Here is a 13,643-nt window from a genome sequence, read left to right as displayed (position 1 = left end):
CTCCTGGGTGTTAATGGGGTTTATCTGAAAGTGCGGGAAGGGACCGGGCGGCGGCGCGCCCGGTCAGCGAGTTAGTGCGATTTAAATCCAGCTGCGGCCATCAGCATTTTAAAGAGCATACTTACGCAGGCCAGCGCCAGGACGCTGCCGCCCCAGATGATGGCAAGCCACATCAAACGTTTCCATACAGGTTGTTGCATCAGTGATAACCCTCCCCATGCTGTACTTTTCCTCGAAAAACGTAATAACTCCAGAAGGTGTAGACCAGAATCACGGGAATGATCAACAGTGCACCCACTAACATAAAGCCCTGGCTTTGGGCTGGCGCAGCGGCCTGCCAGAGGGTAATGTCCGGCGGGATGATATGCGGCCAGATGCTGATCCCAAGCCCGCTAAAGCCAAGAAAAACCAGCCCTAACGTCATGATAAACGGCAGGGTATGGCTCGCAGGATCGTGCAGGCAGCGCCACTGGCACAGACTCAGGATCGCAACCAGCGCAGGAACAGGCAGCAGATAAAACAGATTCGGCAGAGTAAACCAGCGCGCAGCAATGGCTGGTTGGGCGAGAGGGGTCCAGATACTGATTATCGCAATGAATACCAGAAGCAGGGGCAGAAGCACTTTCGATAGCTGACGCATCCGCTTTTGCAGGGCATTTTCGCTTTTCATTACCAGCCACGTTGAACCTAGCAGCGCGTAAGCCGCTACAAGACCCGCACCGCAGAAAAAATTGAACGCGGTAAACCAGTCAAACGGACCACCGCTGTAAGCTCGACCGGTGACGCTGAACCCCTGGATGACCGCACCGACGGTGATGCCCTGGCTGAAGGTCGCCACAATTGACCCGCCAATAAAGGCCTTATCCCAGAACGGGCGGTGCGCCGGTGTGGCCTTGAAGCGAAATTCGAAGGCGACCCCACGAAATATAAGCCCGATCAGCATTATTGTCAGTGGAATGGTTAGCGCGTCGATGATAACCGCATAGGCGAGAGGAAAGGCGCCAAACAGGGCCGCACCGCCAAGCACCAGCCAGGTTTCGTTGCCATCCCAGACGGGAGCCACGCTGTTGACCATCACGTCGCGGTCGTCCGCATTCGGCGTTGCCGGAAACAGGATGCCTATCCCCAGATCAAAACCGTCCATCACGATATACATCAACGTGGCGAAAACGATAATCACGAACCAGATAATGGAAAGATCGATACCCATTACGGTTACTCCTTAAATTCAGTGGTGACGGCAGAAAGCGGACGAGCAGGGCGGCCATCGGATTCAGTCGCGAAGAATTCATGGGGCTGCGGCCCTTTTTTAATCAGACGCACCATATAGCTGTAACCCACGCCGAATACCGCGGTATAAACCACGAAGAAGGCCAGCAAACTGATGCTCATGTGCAGATCGCCATGCGCGGAAACCGCATCCTTCGTACGCTGTAGTCCATAGACGACCCACGGCTGGCGGCCGACCTCCGTTGTTACCCATCCGGCGAGGATCGCGATCAGCCCGGACGGTCCCATCAGCAGGGCAAACCACAGGAAGGAACGTGATGTATAAAGGCGCTGTTTGTAACGCAGCCAGATTGCCGTCACGCCCAGGAGCAGCATCAACATCCCCAGGCCGGCCATGATGCGGAAAGACCAGAAGACAATGGTGGCGTTCGGGCGATCTTCTTTTGGGAACTCCTTCAATGCCGGAACCTGTTTATCGAGACTGTGGGTCAGGATCAGGCTGCCGAGAGCGGGAATTTCCAGGCCAAAACGGGTCCGTTCCTGCTCCATATCCGGCCAGCCAAACAGCAGCAGTGGAGTAGGCTCACCCGGCGGATTCTCCCAGTGACCTTCGATGGCGGCTATTTTCGCTGGCTGGTGTTTTAAGGTATTAAGCCCGTGCATATCCCCCACCAGCGCCTGGACTGGGGCCACGATTAACGTCATCCACAACGCCATGGAGAACATAGTGCGAATAGCGGGGGTATTGTTTCCGCGCAGCAAATGCCAGGCCGCGGAGGCACCAACAAACAGTGCGCTGCTGAGAAATGCCGCTATCGACATGTGCAGCAGGCGGTAAGGGAAGGAGGGGTTAAACACCACGGCAAACCAGTCCACCGGAACGACCTGACCGTTGATGATTTCATACCCTTGCGGTGTCTGCATCCAGCTGTTTGACGAGAGGATCCAGAACGTAGACATGAGGGTCCCGAGGGCGACCATGCAGGTCGAAAAGAAGTGCAGCCCCGGCCCGACCTTATTCCAGCCAAACAACATCACCCCGAGGAACCCCGCCTCAAGGAAGAACGCGGTAAGCACTTCATAGGTCAGCAGGGGGCCGGTAATACTGCCCGCGAACTGCGAAAACCCGCTCCAGTTGGTGCCAAACTGATAAGCCATCACCAGGCCGGAGACCACGCCCATCCCAAAGTTGACGGCGAAGATCTTTGACCAGAAATGGTACAGCGATCGCCAGACGGGATTTTTTGTTCTCAGCCACAGCCCTTCCAGCACGGCGAGATAGCTCGCCAGGCCAATGGTTATCGCCGGAAAAATAATATGAAAGGATACGGTAAAGGCGAACTGTATTCGCGCAAGATGAAACGCATCTGGACCAAACATGCATTGCCTCAATGTTAAACGGTGTACTGTTATGATAAAGAGGGGGGGAATGAGATATCAGAAGCAGAAATTGATAATTTATCTATAACAGTTGTGTGAAAAGGTGAACTTAACCTGGCTGATATAGCTAACAAGTAAGAATAAAAAATTTCTTTTTATGATTATTACGCATTAAACAGCTTGCTTTGTCGCCAGCAACATGCGTTAATGGATTTCTGGTTTTGAATCCAAATAAATATCTGACGTAGTTTTATAAAGCAGTTCTCATCACGTTGTGCCTCTCCGCAGCCTCTCTTGGGTCTTTATCTACATTCCGATTAGTTTTGTATCGAACCATTTTTTGCCTGATCGGCTCATGAGTAATTTACGTTTTTACGTTTACAGGAGAATCCTATGACTTCTTATATCCATTTCCGCTGCCCATGCTGTCATGGCTCGCAGTACCGCACCTCAGCTTTTGATGTGTCTGACAAAAATCCGTTCGGCGCGAAATGCATTTTCTGCAAATCGCCAATGATCACGCTCGACCACCTGGCCGCAGCGCGTTCGGCTCAGAATCACATTACTGAGTACCGCAAGTAATCTGCCGCGTTTCCCATAACAGTTAGCAAAATCTTCTCTTTTTCTCCTGCTGATATACACTGTCAGCAATAAGGAGAATCTGATGAAAAAATACCAGCGTCTGGCGCAACAAATTATCTCGCAGATTGAGCTTGGCGTATGGTTGCCGGGCGATAAGTTACCTTCTCTGCGAGAGCAGGTGGCAAGCAGCGGCATGAGTTTTATGACCGTGGGCCACGCGTATCAGATGCTGGAAAGTCAGGGGCGCATTGTTGCCAGACCGCAGTCAGGCTATTACGTTGCCGCGCGCCCGACCACACACCAGTCTGCACCGCCCGCGCAGGTGATGCGCGATGAAGTGGTCGACATCAACACCTATATCTTCGACGTGCTACAGGCCAGCCGCGACCCCTCCGTTGTCCCTTTTGCCTCGGCGTTTCCCGATCCGCGCCTTTTCCCGCTTCAGCAACTCAACCGATCGCTGGCTAACGTCAGCAAAACGGCTACCGCCATGAGCGTGATCGAAAACCTGCCGCCGGGTAACGTCGACTTACGTCATGCCATTGCCCGTCGCTACGCTCAGCAGGGAATGAATATCTCCCCGGATGAAATTGTGATCACCGCGGGCGCGCTTGAGGCGCTCAACCTCAGTTTGCAGGCTGTGACTGAACCAGGGGACTGGGTTATCGTTGAAAATCCCTGTTTTTATGGCGCACTCCAGGCGCTTGAACGTCTGAAACTGAAAGCGCTGTCGGTTGCCACTGACGTGCGTGAGGGCATCGATCTCAGTGCCCTTGAGCAGGCGTTAAAAGATTATCCGGTGAAAGCCTGCTGGCTGATGACCAACAGTCAGAACCCGCTCGGCTTCACGCTGAGTGCAGAGAAGAAAGCTCAGCTGGTGGCCTTACTCACCCGGCATAACGTCACGCTGATTGAAGACGATGTTTACAGCGAACTCTACTTTGGCCGCGAAAAGCCGCTTCCGGCAAAGGCCTGGGATAAGCAGGATATGACGTTGCACTGCTCCTCATTCTCCAAGTGTCTGGTGGCTGGTTTTCGTATTGGCTGGGTGGCGGCGGGAAAACATGCGCGCCGTATTCAGCAGTTGCAGCTGATGAGTACGTTATCCACCAGTTCTCCCATGCAGCTGGCGCTGGTGGATTACCTGGCGACCAAACGTTATGACGCCCACCTTCGCCGCCTGCGACGCACGCTTGCTGAACGCAAACAGCAGGCCTGGCAATCGCTTTTGCGCCATATGCCTGCCGGCGTCAAAATCCATCATAACGACAGCGGCTACTTTTTATGGCTGGAACTGCCTGAACAGCTGGATGCGGGGCGGTTGAGTGAGAAGGCGTTAACCCATCAAATCAGCATTGCGCCCGGCAAGATGTTTTCCACCTCCAATATCTGGACACCGTTTTTCCGTTTCAATACCTCATGGGGATGGGGCGAGCGGGAGGAGCAGGCGGTCGTCCAGCTGGCGGGGGTAATCCGCGAAATGATGCTGCACCCAGTCACACCTTGATGAAAATTCCTGAAGCGACATGACGCGCGGTCTACCTTTAGTAAGGGAGTGCGGATTGGTGACGTGACGTTGTCACGTACATGTCCGCCAGAACGTGTGCTGACAGCGAAAACAATGTCGATTTCAACAGGACGATGCTATGCAAAATCAATTGCTGATTAATGGTGAACTGGTGGCCGGCGAAGGTGAGAAGCAGGCGGTTTATAATCCTGCCACGGGTGAAGTGCTGCTGGAGATTGCTGAAGCGTCGGAAGCACAGGTGGACGCTGCCGTCCAGGCTGCCGATCGCGCGTTCACAGAGTGGGGACAAACGACGCCGAAAACGCGCGCCGAATGTCTGTTGAAACTGGCTGATGTGATAGAAGCCAACGCTGACGCGTTCGCAAATCTGGAATCCCTTAACTGCGGGAAACCGCTGCACTGTGTCCAGGGGGACGAGATCCCGGCCGTGGTCGATGTGTTTCGCTTCTTTGCCGGGGCCGCCCGCTGCCTGAACGGGCTGGCTGCCGGAGAATACCTCGAAGGACATACTTCGATGATCCGCCGCGACCCGGTTGGCGTTGTCGCCTCTATTGCGCCCTGGAACTATCCTCTGATGATGGCGGCGTGGAAGCTGGCGCCCGCGCTGGCGGCGGGAAATTGTGTCGTCATCAAGCCGTCTGAAATCACCCCGTTGACGGCGCTGAAGCTGGCGGAACTGGCGAAAGATATCTTCCCGCCAGGCGTGTTGAACGTGCTGTTTGGTCGCGGCAAAACCGTAGGAGATCCGCTGACCGGTCACGAAAAAGTCCGTATGGTTTCTCTCACCGGCTCTATTGCTACAGGAGAACATATTATCGGGCATACCGCATCTTCAGTTAAACGTACCCATATGGAATTGGGCGGAAAAGCGCCGGTCATTGTCTTTGACGATGCAGATTTGGATGCCGTGGTTGAAGGCGTGCGTACGTTTGGTTTCTACAATGCTGGTCAGGATTGTACCGCAGCCTGTCGTATCTATGCCCAGAAGGGGATTTACCCCGCGCTGGTCGAAAAGCTGGGCGCAGCCGTTGCCAGCCTGAAAATGGGCGCGCCGGACGATGCTTCAACCGAGCTGGGCCCGCTCAGCTCCGCAGCGCATCTTTCCCGCGTTTGTGCTGCCGTGGACGAGGCCAAAACCCTTGGACATATCCGCGTCGTCACCGGTGGCAGTAAAAAAGAGGGGGCAGGATATTACTTCCAGCCAACGCTGCTGGCCGGGGCGAAGCAGGAAGATGCGATCGTCCAGCGAGAAGTGTTTGGCCCGGTGGTCAGCGTGACAGAATTTGAGGATGAAGCGCAGGTGCTGAACTGGGCTAACGATTCGCAATACGGCCTGGCCTCGTCCGTCTGGACAAAAGACGTCGGACGCGCCCATCGCCTCAGCGCACGGTTGCAGTATGGCTGCACCTGGGTCAATACCCATTTTATGCTGGTGAGCGAAATGCCGCACGGCGGGATGAAGTTATCCGGTTACGGAAAAGATATGTCGGTCTACGGACTTGAGGATTACACGGTAGTCCGACATGTCATGTTTAAACACTAAACCCTCATGCCCGGCGCAGTGCCGGGCGATTCAGCTTACCAGCCACATACCTCGTGTTCATTTTCCGTATCGTAGGCGCGAACGGTGTTCACCAGATCCTTCACGACATCTGCCGCGACGTCCGGGATCAACAGCTCCATTGGCGCTTCTGTTTCATAATCCACTGACACGCCGTTGCTGTTGTTGGTGACGGTCACAGTATAGGTAGCCTTACCCATTATTTACTCCTTATGCGTGTTGACCACTTTACCGATGCCCGCACCGCTGAGCGTGACGGCAGGATCCGCGAAAAAGTCGATATTAAAATAGGTGTCGTCGGTCAGAAGCTCAATGCGGTGCCATTTTTGCGGTGGGGAGATGCCAAAAGAACCGGCCTCAATGACCACTTCCAGATCGGGCTCGGTGGCGTCGCCATCGGCAAAGCCAAAGTAACGCACCGCACCCTGCATGACGGACAACCGACCGTACACGCCGGCTTTGGTGTTGTGATGGGTAAAAAGCGCTTTTGGGGCGGTCTCTTTATTCCAGAACGGCGTCGAGCGGGTATGAACAAAGTTTTCAGGAATACGTAACATCATAGTTTCCTTCATGTTGGCGGGTGCTTAAAGGGACTTAAGCACCTCAGGTTCAACAAAGAATTCAATATTGAACAGGGTGTCGTCGGTCATCACCTCAATGTGGTGCCATCTCTCTGGCGGGAAAACGCCGAAACGACCCGCTTCAATGACGAGCTCGCTGTCAGGCTCAGGTGTAAATTCATCAGCATAGCCCAGATAACGCACTGCGCCACGCATCACCGAAAGGCGAGGGTAAACGCCCGGACGCGTGCCCGTATCAAGGTGACGTTTAAAAATGCCAGCTGGGGCCGTTTCTTTGTTCCAGAAAGGCGTGGAACGGGTGTGAATGCAACTCTGCGGAATGCGTAGCATGTTTCCTCCCTTAAAAGCCTGCTGTTATTAGACTGCTTTCTGCGGGGATGGATTTATCAAAAAGTGCATTTAGTTTGCATGTTATCAATAATAACCGTTTTGCTTTACCCGGCGTTGTTACACAAGGTACTCAGTTGTTATTATCCATAGTATTTAAGTGGTTATGATGTAACGAAAAAACTTGATCTGTGTCAACATATGACGCATATTGCGTGCGGTTATTTTTCGGCTCAGGTAAACAGAATGACGTTGTATCAAAAGATGTTGGTGTTCTACGCAATCATGGCCTCCATCTGCGCATTAATCACCTGGTTCCTGTCTAAAGATCGTAAACGTATTCGCCTGTTGAGCGCATTCCTGGTGGGTTCCACCTGGCCGATGAGCTTTCCTGTTGCCCTGTTGATCTCTCTTTTCTGAAGCACGCTTCCAGAATCGGCATCCAGACATAGCATTCCATACATTGAGGCTGTATAAATATACAGTTTGTCATACATGGAGTGCTTATGAACAGTTTCTATTCGCAGCAAGCAGGCTGCACTGTGCGCTGGCAGGATCTTCCCGGTTTCGGTGACCCGGTTGTGTTTATCCACGGGTTGGGCTGTGCATCGTCGTATGAATATCCTCGTATTGTCTGTGATACCCGTTTCGGGGGGCGCAGAGCCATTCTGATCGATCTTCCCGGTAGCGGTTACAGTGACAAACCTGACATCTACCGTTATCGCACGAGCGAACAGGCGCAGGTGGTGGTTGAACTGTTAAACCATCTCGGCCTGGATAGTCTATGGCTCTATGGTCATAGCATGGGGGGGAGTATCGCGATCTAAACGGCAACGCTGTTAACGTCGCGCGTTAAGGGCCTGATAGTGTCTGAACCCAATTTTCATGCGGGTGGCGGGATGTTCAGCCGGGCAATTGCGGCCCAAACGGAACAATATTTTCTGGCTCAGGGCTATGATGACATGCTGCGGGCGGAAACGTCGCCGTGGACTGGAAGCCTTCAAAGTAATGCCCCCTGGGCCGTCTGGCGCGGCGCAACAAGCCTGGTCGAGGGCGTTAAACCTGACTGGGAACACCTGTTCTTGTCATTGCGCTGCCCGGTAATGTTAGTTTTTGGTGAGCGATCCCTACCTGATGACGATTTTAATCGTCTGCAACAAAACGGCGTTGCTGTAAAAATTATCCCTGATGCGGGCCATTCAATGTCCTGGGAAAACCCGTCAGCGTTGGCTCAGGCTTTGTCTGGCTTCATAAACGGCTCATGAATGGGCAGCCCGCATTGTTGCGGGCTGGAATGATTAAGACAGCAAGGCAGACAAGGCTTTCCGTGCCGCAGGCTGAACGTCATACGGACACTGATAATCCACGTTCTCAATCGCGCGGGTGTAGAGCGCAACCAACCAGTCATAAACATAGGCTGTCGCCGCATGGACAGGCTGCTCGCCAAGTCGGGTAAGACGGGGTGAGGCGCTGCTCACAACGGGCGTCACAAAAATTGGCTCACCTTTGCGGATCCGGCTTGCAGGCCGTTCAGAGACGGGTGTCAGTTCATAGCCAAGCCAGCTAATGAAATTGCCTGTCGCGGCATGCAGCTGCGCGGCGCTGCTTTTATCTTTTTCTGCAATGCGTTGCAGTTGCAGCGGCAGATCCAGCCGATAGCTGGTAACGATCAGCACATCCGCAATCTGCTGTAATACCTCTGCGTCCAGGCCCAGACGGGCAGCCGCCGCGTCGTTGCGACTCCACTGACGAAGATGGTTAACCCACACGTTATGGGCCAGCCGCGCTTTGTCTTTGGTCTGCAACGCGCCTGGATTTTCCTGCGTCTCTTCCGCAAACAGATCGATAACATCGTTAAACAGGCCGTTGACCTGTTCCTCACGAGGCTGGTGGACGGTCAGCAGCGTCTCAAACGCGTTTAACGGCGGCAGAAGCCCCTCAAGCAGTTCACCATGACGAGCGGCACTGCCTTGCAGCGTTCGGACCATTTTTTCGGCCATTGCCCGCCCTGCGCCTGGCTCCTGAGTGAGAGGCGCGACATATGGGCGCATCAGCGTTGACAGCGACTCTAGTAACAGCCTTTTCAGCGCGCGGAGACGCTTCTGGCGCTGTGCCGGCAGGGTAGCCTGCGACAGCCACTCAATCACTCGCTGCATGCTGTGGCTATCGAGCGCCTGAAGCGTGCCCCAGCGCAGACCCGGCTGGCCCAGCAATTGCTGCACCGCTTCGTCCAGATTCTGCTTTGTGGTAAACCGCGCATCATGAGGGGTAATGGCCCAGACCAGCCCCGGCAACGCGGATTCTTCAACCGGCTGCGTCTCTTTGACCCAGTTTTGCAGGAGCCTTGCCGTTTTCGCGGTCTGCTGGTGGTGCGCCGTTGCATTGCAGATAACCAGGACATCCGGCTGAATGTGCTGACGATAATGCTCCAGCAACCACAGGCATTTTGCCTGCATCATCAGCGGCGTGTTTTCCTCAGAAATGGCCGGAATATCAATGACGTCAACGGTATCCAGCACGCAGTTCTCAACGGGCAGCACAACTTCGCGGGTCAGAGATGCCAGTACATCAACTGGCAGGCTAATGGCGTTAAGCAGCTCGCCGTTTTTTACCGGATGAAGCAGTGTTTCCTGTGCTTCCGGCACGGTAAACGCCCCGTGAGTAAGAAAGCCTTCGCAGGGTAGACCAAAGCTGTCCACCAGCAGACTCAACGGCGCCGCAAGTGCGCTGGCATGGCTGGTTTGATGCAGCACCTGGGCGAATTTAAGCCACTGCTGGGTTAACTCCTGCTGCTCACCCCACAGCAGAGACCAGACGCTGGCGCGGGTGCTGAGATCAAGCGACGGAACCAGCAGAGCAAACTGGTGCCACAGGGCATCATCAATATGCTGCTTAGCGCCGGGTACTACGCTTTGCCAGAACCGGGCAATGGTCGCGACTTCCCGCGCCGTCATTCCCGGCACGCTCTGCGGTTGACGCAGCACCCGCCACTTCTCAAGCCGGGCTTCAATCACCGATTTATCCACCGCGCGGATCTGCGGATCCAGCGTGGTGCGCGCGATAAACAGCTGCACCAGCTCGGCCTCCGTTACCAGGCGCAGGCGCAGGGGAAACGCGTCGTCTGCGACCTCGCGGGACGCTCTGCTGAAACGCACGGCCATGTTGGTCGGTGCATGCCCGGGGTTAATATGCGAGAAGTAATCAAAAGTGCGTTGACCCGGCGTTACGTTCAGCCGTTCGTCCCCGCTGCCGCACAGGGCAGCCAGCAGGTGCGCTTTCGCGGCCTGCGAGTGGCCATATAGGCCGATACTGCCCTGGCTGACAAGGGCGCGATCGAGCGCCTCTTCACGCGCGCTTAGTGCGTTAAGGCGGGCAAGCAGGGCGTCGGCTTCGTTATCCAGCATCGGGGCGTGCTGTCGCGTCTCGTTGATCCACCCGATTAAGGCCTGAGTGGTGGCAGTCGTCGCAGTCATTTGAGGTATACGCTCCCGCTGTCGATCCAGTAGTGGCTGCCGCTGTGTCGGCGATCGGCCAGAGTATTCAGTTTAAAGGTCAGGGCATCCGGCGGCACTGGCGTGCCGTCCTGTAGCCAGGCATCACTCAGCTCGAAAGATTCCGGACCTTCCTGCTTAGTGCCGCCACGCAGCTTCAGGCGCACGTTCAGTACGCCGTCGCCCGCAATGGCTTTCGCCAGCTCGGCAGAGTTGATGCTCAGGGTATAGAGCGGTGTCGCGGGCCAGCGGGCATTGGCCAGCTGCCGGAAGCCGAGCGTAACGTTGCCGCGCAGCGGGAAGTGCAGACGGGCGTCCAGTTTCGCGCCGGGTTTATCGAGGTCGATATCGTGATACCAGACGTTCTCGTCCCGCAGGGTATTGATCGTGTTATCCAGCACGCCCAGATAGCGCACCGTAGAGTACGCGCCGATATCCGCTGCTTTAAAGTTAAAACGCGGCAGACGAAGATCCAGCGCCAGGCTACAGAGCATCGCTCCTACCGCAGCGGTGGATTTCGGGTTGCCGATCCGTCCCTGCTGGCTGAACGGATACCATTCATGAACCTGATATTTATCCAGCCAGACGATGCGGTTGACGGGCACCGGTTGCAGGTGGCGAATCAGGGCCTGAACGCCCGGCAGGCAGCCCGGCCGTCCCGTGATCAGCAGGATATCGCAGCTGTAGTGAGAGATCGCCTCACATACCGCATGAAGCGGGGCGGCAAGCGTGAACTGACCCGCCAGCATGGCGTCCCGCATCTCCCGAAAGCTGACGTGCAGCGGTACGCTGAACAGATCAAAGTGTTCTGAGCCGGCAGGCAACGCATGGTCAATCGCCTGCTGGAGATAATTCATCACGTTGCGCGTCGGTTTTTGCGTAAGCAGGTCGCCAAAGGTGGCATGCAGCCCGGCCAGCGGATCGTCAACATCGCTCGATTCCCACGCCGCCAGGATCGCGTGACCTATCGGCATAAAAAGCTGAAGCGCCGTCTGCTGGCGCAGGACCGCCTGGGTATCGATCCGCCCGGAATCACCGAACAGGGATGCCATCAGTTGGGAGGCATCGGCTATGCCGGATTTCTGAAGCTGGGTTTGCAGCGCGGGCAGAACGTAGCGCTGGATCACGTCCAGCAGCGTATCATCGCCAGCGACCTTGAACCCTTCGCGGAACAGCAGCTGCGGGGTGATTTTGACGTTATTTCCGGAACCATCATCTAACTGATAGTGCGTGATGGCCATATCCGTCGTGCCGCCGCCGATATCAATCGAGGCCACGCGCAGCGCACGCCCCGGCAGGACGCCAGGCTCAGGCGCGCGATCCGGACGGGCGAGGGAGGCGAAAAAGGCCTCGGTCTGGCCACCGAAATGGGAAATGGCTTCGTTATACAGCCACACCAGCTGGCCGCAGCTGGCCTCGTCCCACTCCATCTGGATCTCAGGGACCGGCACCACGCTTTTTTCCTGCTGCTTGCGGCTGGCAAAATCTTCATCCTGCGGGTGCCAGCCCATCGCTTTCCAGACGATGGCGATGGCTTCGAACATGCGGCGACGGAAAATCTCGCGCTCCTGTTTCGGCATTGCCGAAGGCAGGGTGAGGATCAGCGTCCGCAGCTGGCGGGGAGAGGCCGGGAAGCCGAGCCGCAAGCGGGTGGCCACGCTGTTAATCTGGCCAAGCGCCTGAGCCAGCAGCTCGCAGAGCATGTGCGTCATCAGGGTGCTGCGGCTGTACTGCGGAGAGAACACCGGCAGACGCTCATCCTGCGGCAGCGTAAAGAGTGGTTCCCCGTCGTCGTTCATCAGGTTCATCAGCGGAAACGCAGTTGCCAGCGGTTCGCGCTGGGTTTTGCTGTTCATCTGGCTAAAGCGCCAGTCCTGCACTACCGGCGTCTCGTCCCACAGATAGCGACGCGGGCTGGAAATTCCACTGTTGCCTTCCGTGCCCAGACGCTGCATTGCCAGCTTACGCGCTTCATCACCCACGCGGACAATGGACGGCCAGACGAATGCATCCTCCCGGCCGCTTTCCACCGAGAAGTGCTGCTTGCCAAAACGCGCTTCGGAAAATTCAAGACGGCTGGTAAACAGCGGCTCATTCAGGAACTGTGGCTCACTCAGAGATCGTACCTGAAGTTCAGCCGTCTGGCGCAGGCCGTCGTTGGCATCACCATGATCTTCAATAATCACGCCGCAGGTGTGGGTGTTGCCTACGTCAAGGATCAGATCGACAGGAATAGCAGGGGTGCTCAGGGTATGGGTGACAAACTTCACTTCCGGCACGGTGAGTTGTTCCCCGAGCATGGAGAGCAGGTTGAGCCAGTGTGCCTGATATTCAAAGCTGCGCATGGCCTGATGCAGCTCCCGCTCGGAGCGTTTTTCAACCCCGTCGGCAAACTGCGTAAAGGCTTCGCGCAGCCAGCCGTCAATCCAGGTCTGGTCAAGGAAACTCTCAACCTCACTGTCGCGCCAGGCGAGCGCGAAACGCGTGCCGTTAAGGATATCGTTTTCAACCGGCGACAGCGCAGACGTCGCATGCTCTGCAATCTGGCTGTCGAGCGCGACGGTGACCCGGTGCGTATTGCCAGCCGCGTCGGGCGTGGAAAGCTTTCGTACCTGGACGCGCGCCCAGTTATCCGGGCCATCAACAAACGTCCGCGGCGGGTTAAAGCGCAGGAAAGGGAGCGGCAGCCAGACGCCGTCCAGCACGTTCAGGGAGTTATGCAGTGGAATGGTGCTTTCAGGCTTGACCACTTCCGGCTGCCCGCCATCGGTGGCAGGCAGCGTGTACCGGCCGTTAACCAGATCAAAATCCAGGCGCAACAGCGGGCCATTTGCCGTTTTACGCACGAAACGCCCGTTGCTGGCAGTGTCCTGCGGAGTCAAGCCAAAATCGAGAAACTGCACGCCGCTGTTAGCAATCAGCGTCACGCTCTGTTTATAGTCGCAAAGATTAACCAGCATAGG

The 13,643-nt window shown here is 55.9% G+C and carries 12 protein-coding genes and 1 pseudogene; 5 read left to right on the top strand and 8 right to left on the bottom strand.

Annotated elements, in window-relative coordinates; translation table 11 throughout:
- Positions 1-71: 71 nt before the first annotated feature.
- The 3 genes from SK47_RS10950 to SK47_RS10940 are packed head-to-tail and all read right to left on the bottom strand — an operon-like array spanning position 72 to position 2,610.
- Positions 72-200 (bottom strand): DUF2474 domain-containing protein, encoded by a 129-nt coding sequence (locus SK47_RS10950; protein WP_017693358.1) that lies wholly within the window; start codon positions 198-200, stop codon positions 72-74.
- On the bottom strand, positions 200-1,210 hold the full coding sequence (gene cydB / locus SK47_RS10945) for a cytochrome d ubiquinol oxidase subunit II (RefSeq protein WP_048240716.1): 1,011 nt from the start codon (positions 1,208-1,210) through the stop codon (positions 200-202). The genes SK47_RS10950 and cydB overlap by 1 nt, the downstream gene beginning before the upstream one ends.
- A gap of 5 nt (positions 1,211-1,215) precedes the next feature.
- Positions 1,216-2,610: a cytochrome ubiquinol oxidase subunit I gene (locus tag SK47_RS10940; RefSeq protein WP_048244154.1), complete on the bottom strand. Its 1,395-nt coding sequence runs from the start codon at positions 2,608-2,610 to the stop codon at positions 1,216-1,218.
- Positions 2,611-3,003: 393 nt separating this feature from the next.
- Between SK47_RS10940 and SK47_RS10935 the strand changes: the two genes are divergently transcribed.
- From SK47_RS10935 to patD, 3 genes are all read left to right on the top strand, one after another.
- The gene (locus SK47_RS10935; RefSeq protein WP_003856945.1) at positions 3,004-3,192 is read left to right on the top strand and encodes a cold shock small protein YmcF; all 189 of its coding nucleotides are present in this window, start codon (positions 3,004-3,006) and stop codon (positions 3,190-3,192) included.
- Positions 3,193-3,274: 82 nt separating this feature from the next.
- Complete coding sequence (locus SK47_RS10930) at positions 3,275-4,699, top strand: aminotransferase-like domain-containing protein (protein WP_048244151.1); 1,425 nt, start codon at positions 3,275-3,277, stop codon at positions 4,697-4,699.
- Positions 4,700-4,838: 139 nt separating this feature from the next.
- Positions 4,839-6,263 (top strand): aminobutyraldehyde dehydrogenase, encoded by a 1,425-nt coding sequence (gene patD, locus SK47_RS10925; protein ID WP_003856950.1) that lies wholly within the window; start codon positions 4,839-4,841, stop codon positions 6,261-6,263.
- A gap of 35 nt (positions 6,264-6,298) precedes the next feature.
- Here the strand turns inward: patD and SK47_RS10920 are convergent, their stop codons facing one another.
- The 3 genes from SK47_RS10920 to SK47_RS10910 are packed head-to-tail and all read right to left on the bottom strand — an operon-like array spanning position 6,299 to position 7,192.
- Entirely contained in the window at positions 6,299-6,481 is a 183-nt protein-coding gene (locus SK47_RS10920) for a DUF1869 domain-containing protein (RefSeq protein WP_003856955.1), read from the bottom strand.
- Positions 6,482-6,484: 3 nt separating this feature from the next.
- The gene (locus SK47_RS10915) at positions 6,485-6,838 is read right to left on the bottom strand and encodes a TehB family protein (RefSeq protein ID WP_003856958.1); all 354 of its coding nucleotides are present in this window, start codon (positions 6,836-6,838) and stop codon (positions 6,485-6,487) included.
- 27 nt (positions 6,839-6,865) lie between these two features.
- A complete protein-coding gene (locus tag SK47_RS10910; RefSeq protein WP_015570441.1) occupies positions 6,866-7,192 on the bottom strand; it encodes a TehB family protein in 327 nt (108 codons plus the stop codon).
- Positions 7,193-7,435: 243 nt separating this feature from the next.
- On the opposite strand from SK47_RS10910, the gene SK47_RS10905 reads away from it, so the two are divergent.
- Both SK47_RS10905 and SK47_RS10900 read left to right on the top strand, forming a co-directional pair.
- Complete coding sequence (locus SK47_RS10905) at positions 7,436-7,609, top strand: GhoT/OrtT family toxin (RefSeq protein WP_003856960.1); 174 nt, start codon at positions 7,436-7,438, stop codon at positions 7,607-7,609.
- 86 nt (positions 7,610-7,695) lie between these two features.
- A pseudogene (locus SK47_RS10900) lies at positions 7,696-8,454 on the top strand (alpha/beta fold hydrolase).
- Positions 8,455-8,487: 33 nt separating this feature from the next.
- Here the strand turns inward: SK47_RS10900 and SK47_RS10895 are convergent.
- Positions 8,488-10,662, bottom strand: a complete 2,175-nt coding sequence (locus SK47_RS10895) for a virulence factor SrfC family protein (RefSeq protein ID WP_048244150.1) — start codon at positions 10,660-10,662, stop codon at positions 8,488-8,490.
- Complete coding sequence (locus SK47_RS10890) at positions 10,659-13,640, bottom strand: virulence factor SrfB (protein ID WP_003856965.1); 2,982 nt, start codon at positions 13,638-13,640, stop codon at positions 10,659-10,661. The genes SK47_RS10895 and SK47_RS10890 overlap by 4 nt, the downstream gene beginning before the upstream one ends.
- Positions 13,641-13,643 lie beyond the last annotated feature (3 nt).

Origin of the sequence: Enterobacter sp. BWH52 (assembly GCF_001037565.1) — a bacterium.
Classification (GTDB): domain Bacteria; phylum Pseudomonadota; class Gammaproteobacteria; order Enterobacterales; family Enterobacteriaceae; genus Enterobacter; species Enterobacter hormaechei_C.
The sequence above is the reverse complement of the archived record's forward strand: the minus strand, read 5'-3'. Positions and strand labels throughout refer to the sequence as shown.

What these genes read in the sequence shown, in the direction of transcription:
- SK47_RS10935 (WP_003856945.1), top strand. Translation starts at nt 3,004, where the DNA reads ATGACTTCTTATATCCATTTCCGCTGCCCATGCTGTCATGGCTCGCAG.
- SK47_RS10890 (WP_003856965.1), bottom strand. Translation starts at nt 13,640, where the DNA reads ATGCTGGTTAATCTTTGCGACTATAAACAGAGCGTGACGCTGATTGCT.
- SK47_RS10905 (WP_003856960.1), top strand. Translation starts at nt 7,436, where the DNA reads ATGACGTTGTATCAAAAGATGTTGGTGTTCTACGCAATCATGGCCTCC.
- SK47_RS10950 (WP_017693358.1), bottom strand. Translation starts at nt 200, where the DNA reads ATGCAACAACCTGTATGGAAACGTTTGATGTGGCTTGCCATCATCTGG.
- patD (WP_003856950.1), top strand. Translation starts at nt 4,839, where the DNA reads ATGCAAAATCAATTGCTGATTAATGGTGAACTGGTGGCCGGCGAAGGT.
- cydB (WP_048240716.1), bottom strand. Translation starts at nt 1,210, where the DNA reads ATGGGTATCGATCTTTCCATTATCTGGTTCGTGATTATCGTTTTCGCC.
- SK47_RS10915 (WP_003856958.1), bottom strand. Translation starts at nt 6,838, where the DNA reads ATGTTACGTATTCCTGAAAACTTTGTTCATACCCGCTCGACGCCGTTC.
- SK47_RS10920 (WP_003856955.1), bottom strand. Translation starts at nt 6,481, where the DNA reads ATGGGTAAGGCTACCTATACTGTGACCGTCACCAACAACAGCAACGGC.
- SK47_RS10930 (WP_048244151.1), top strand. Translation starts at nt 3,275, where the DNA reads ATGAAAAAATACCAGCGTCTGGCGCAACAAATTATCTCGCAGATTGAG.
- SK47_RS10940 (WP_048244154.1), bottom strand. Translation starts at nt 2,610, where the DNA reads ATGTTTGGTCCAGATGCGTTTCATCTTGCGCGAATACAGTTCGCCTTT.
- SK47_RS10910 (WP_015570441.1), bottom strand. Translation starts at nt 7,192, where the DNA reads ATGCTACGCATTCCGCAGAGTTGCATTCACACCCGTTCCACGCCTTTC.
- SK47_RS10895 (WP_048244150.1), bottom strand. Translation starts at nt 10,662, where the DNA reads ATGACTGCGACGACTGCCACCACTCAGGCCTTAATCGGGTGGATCAAC.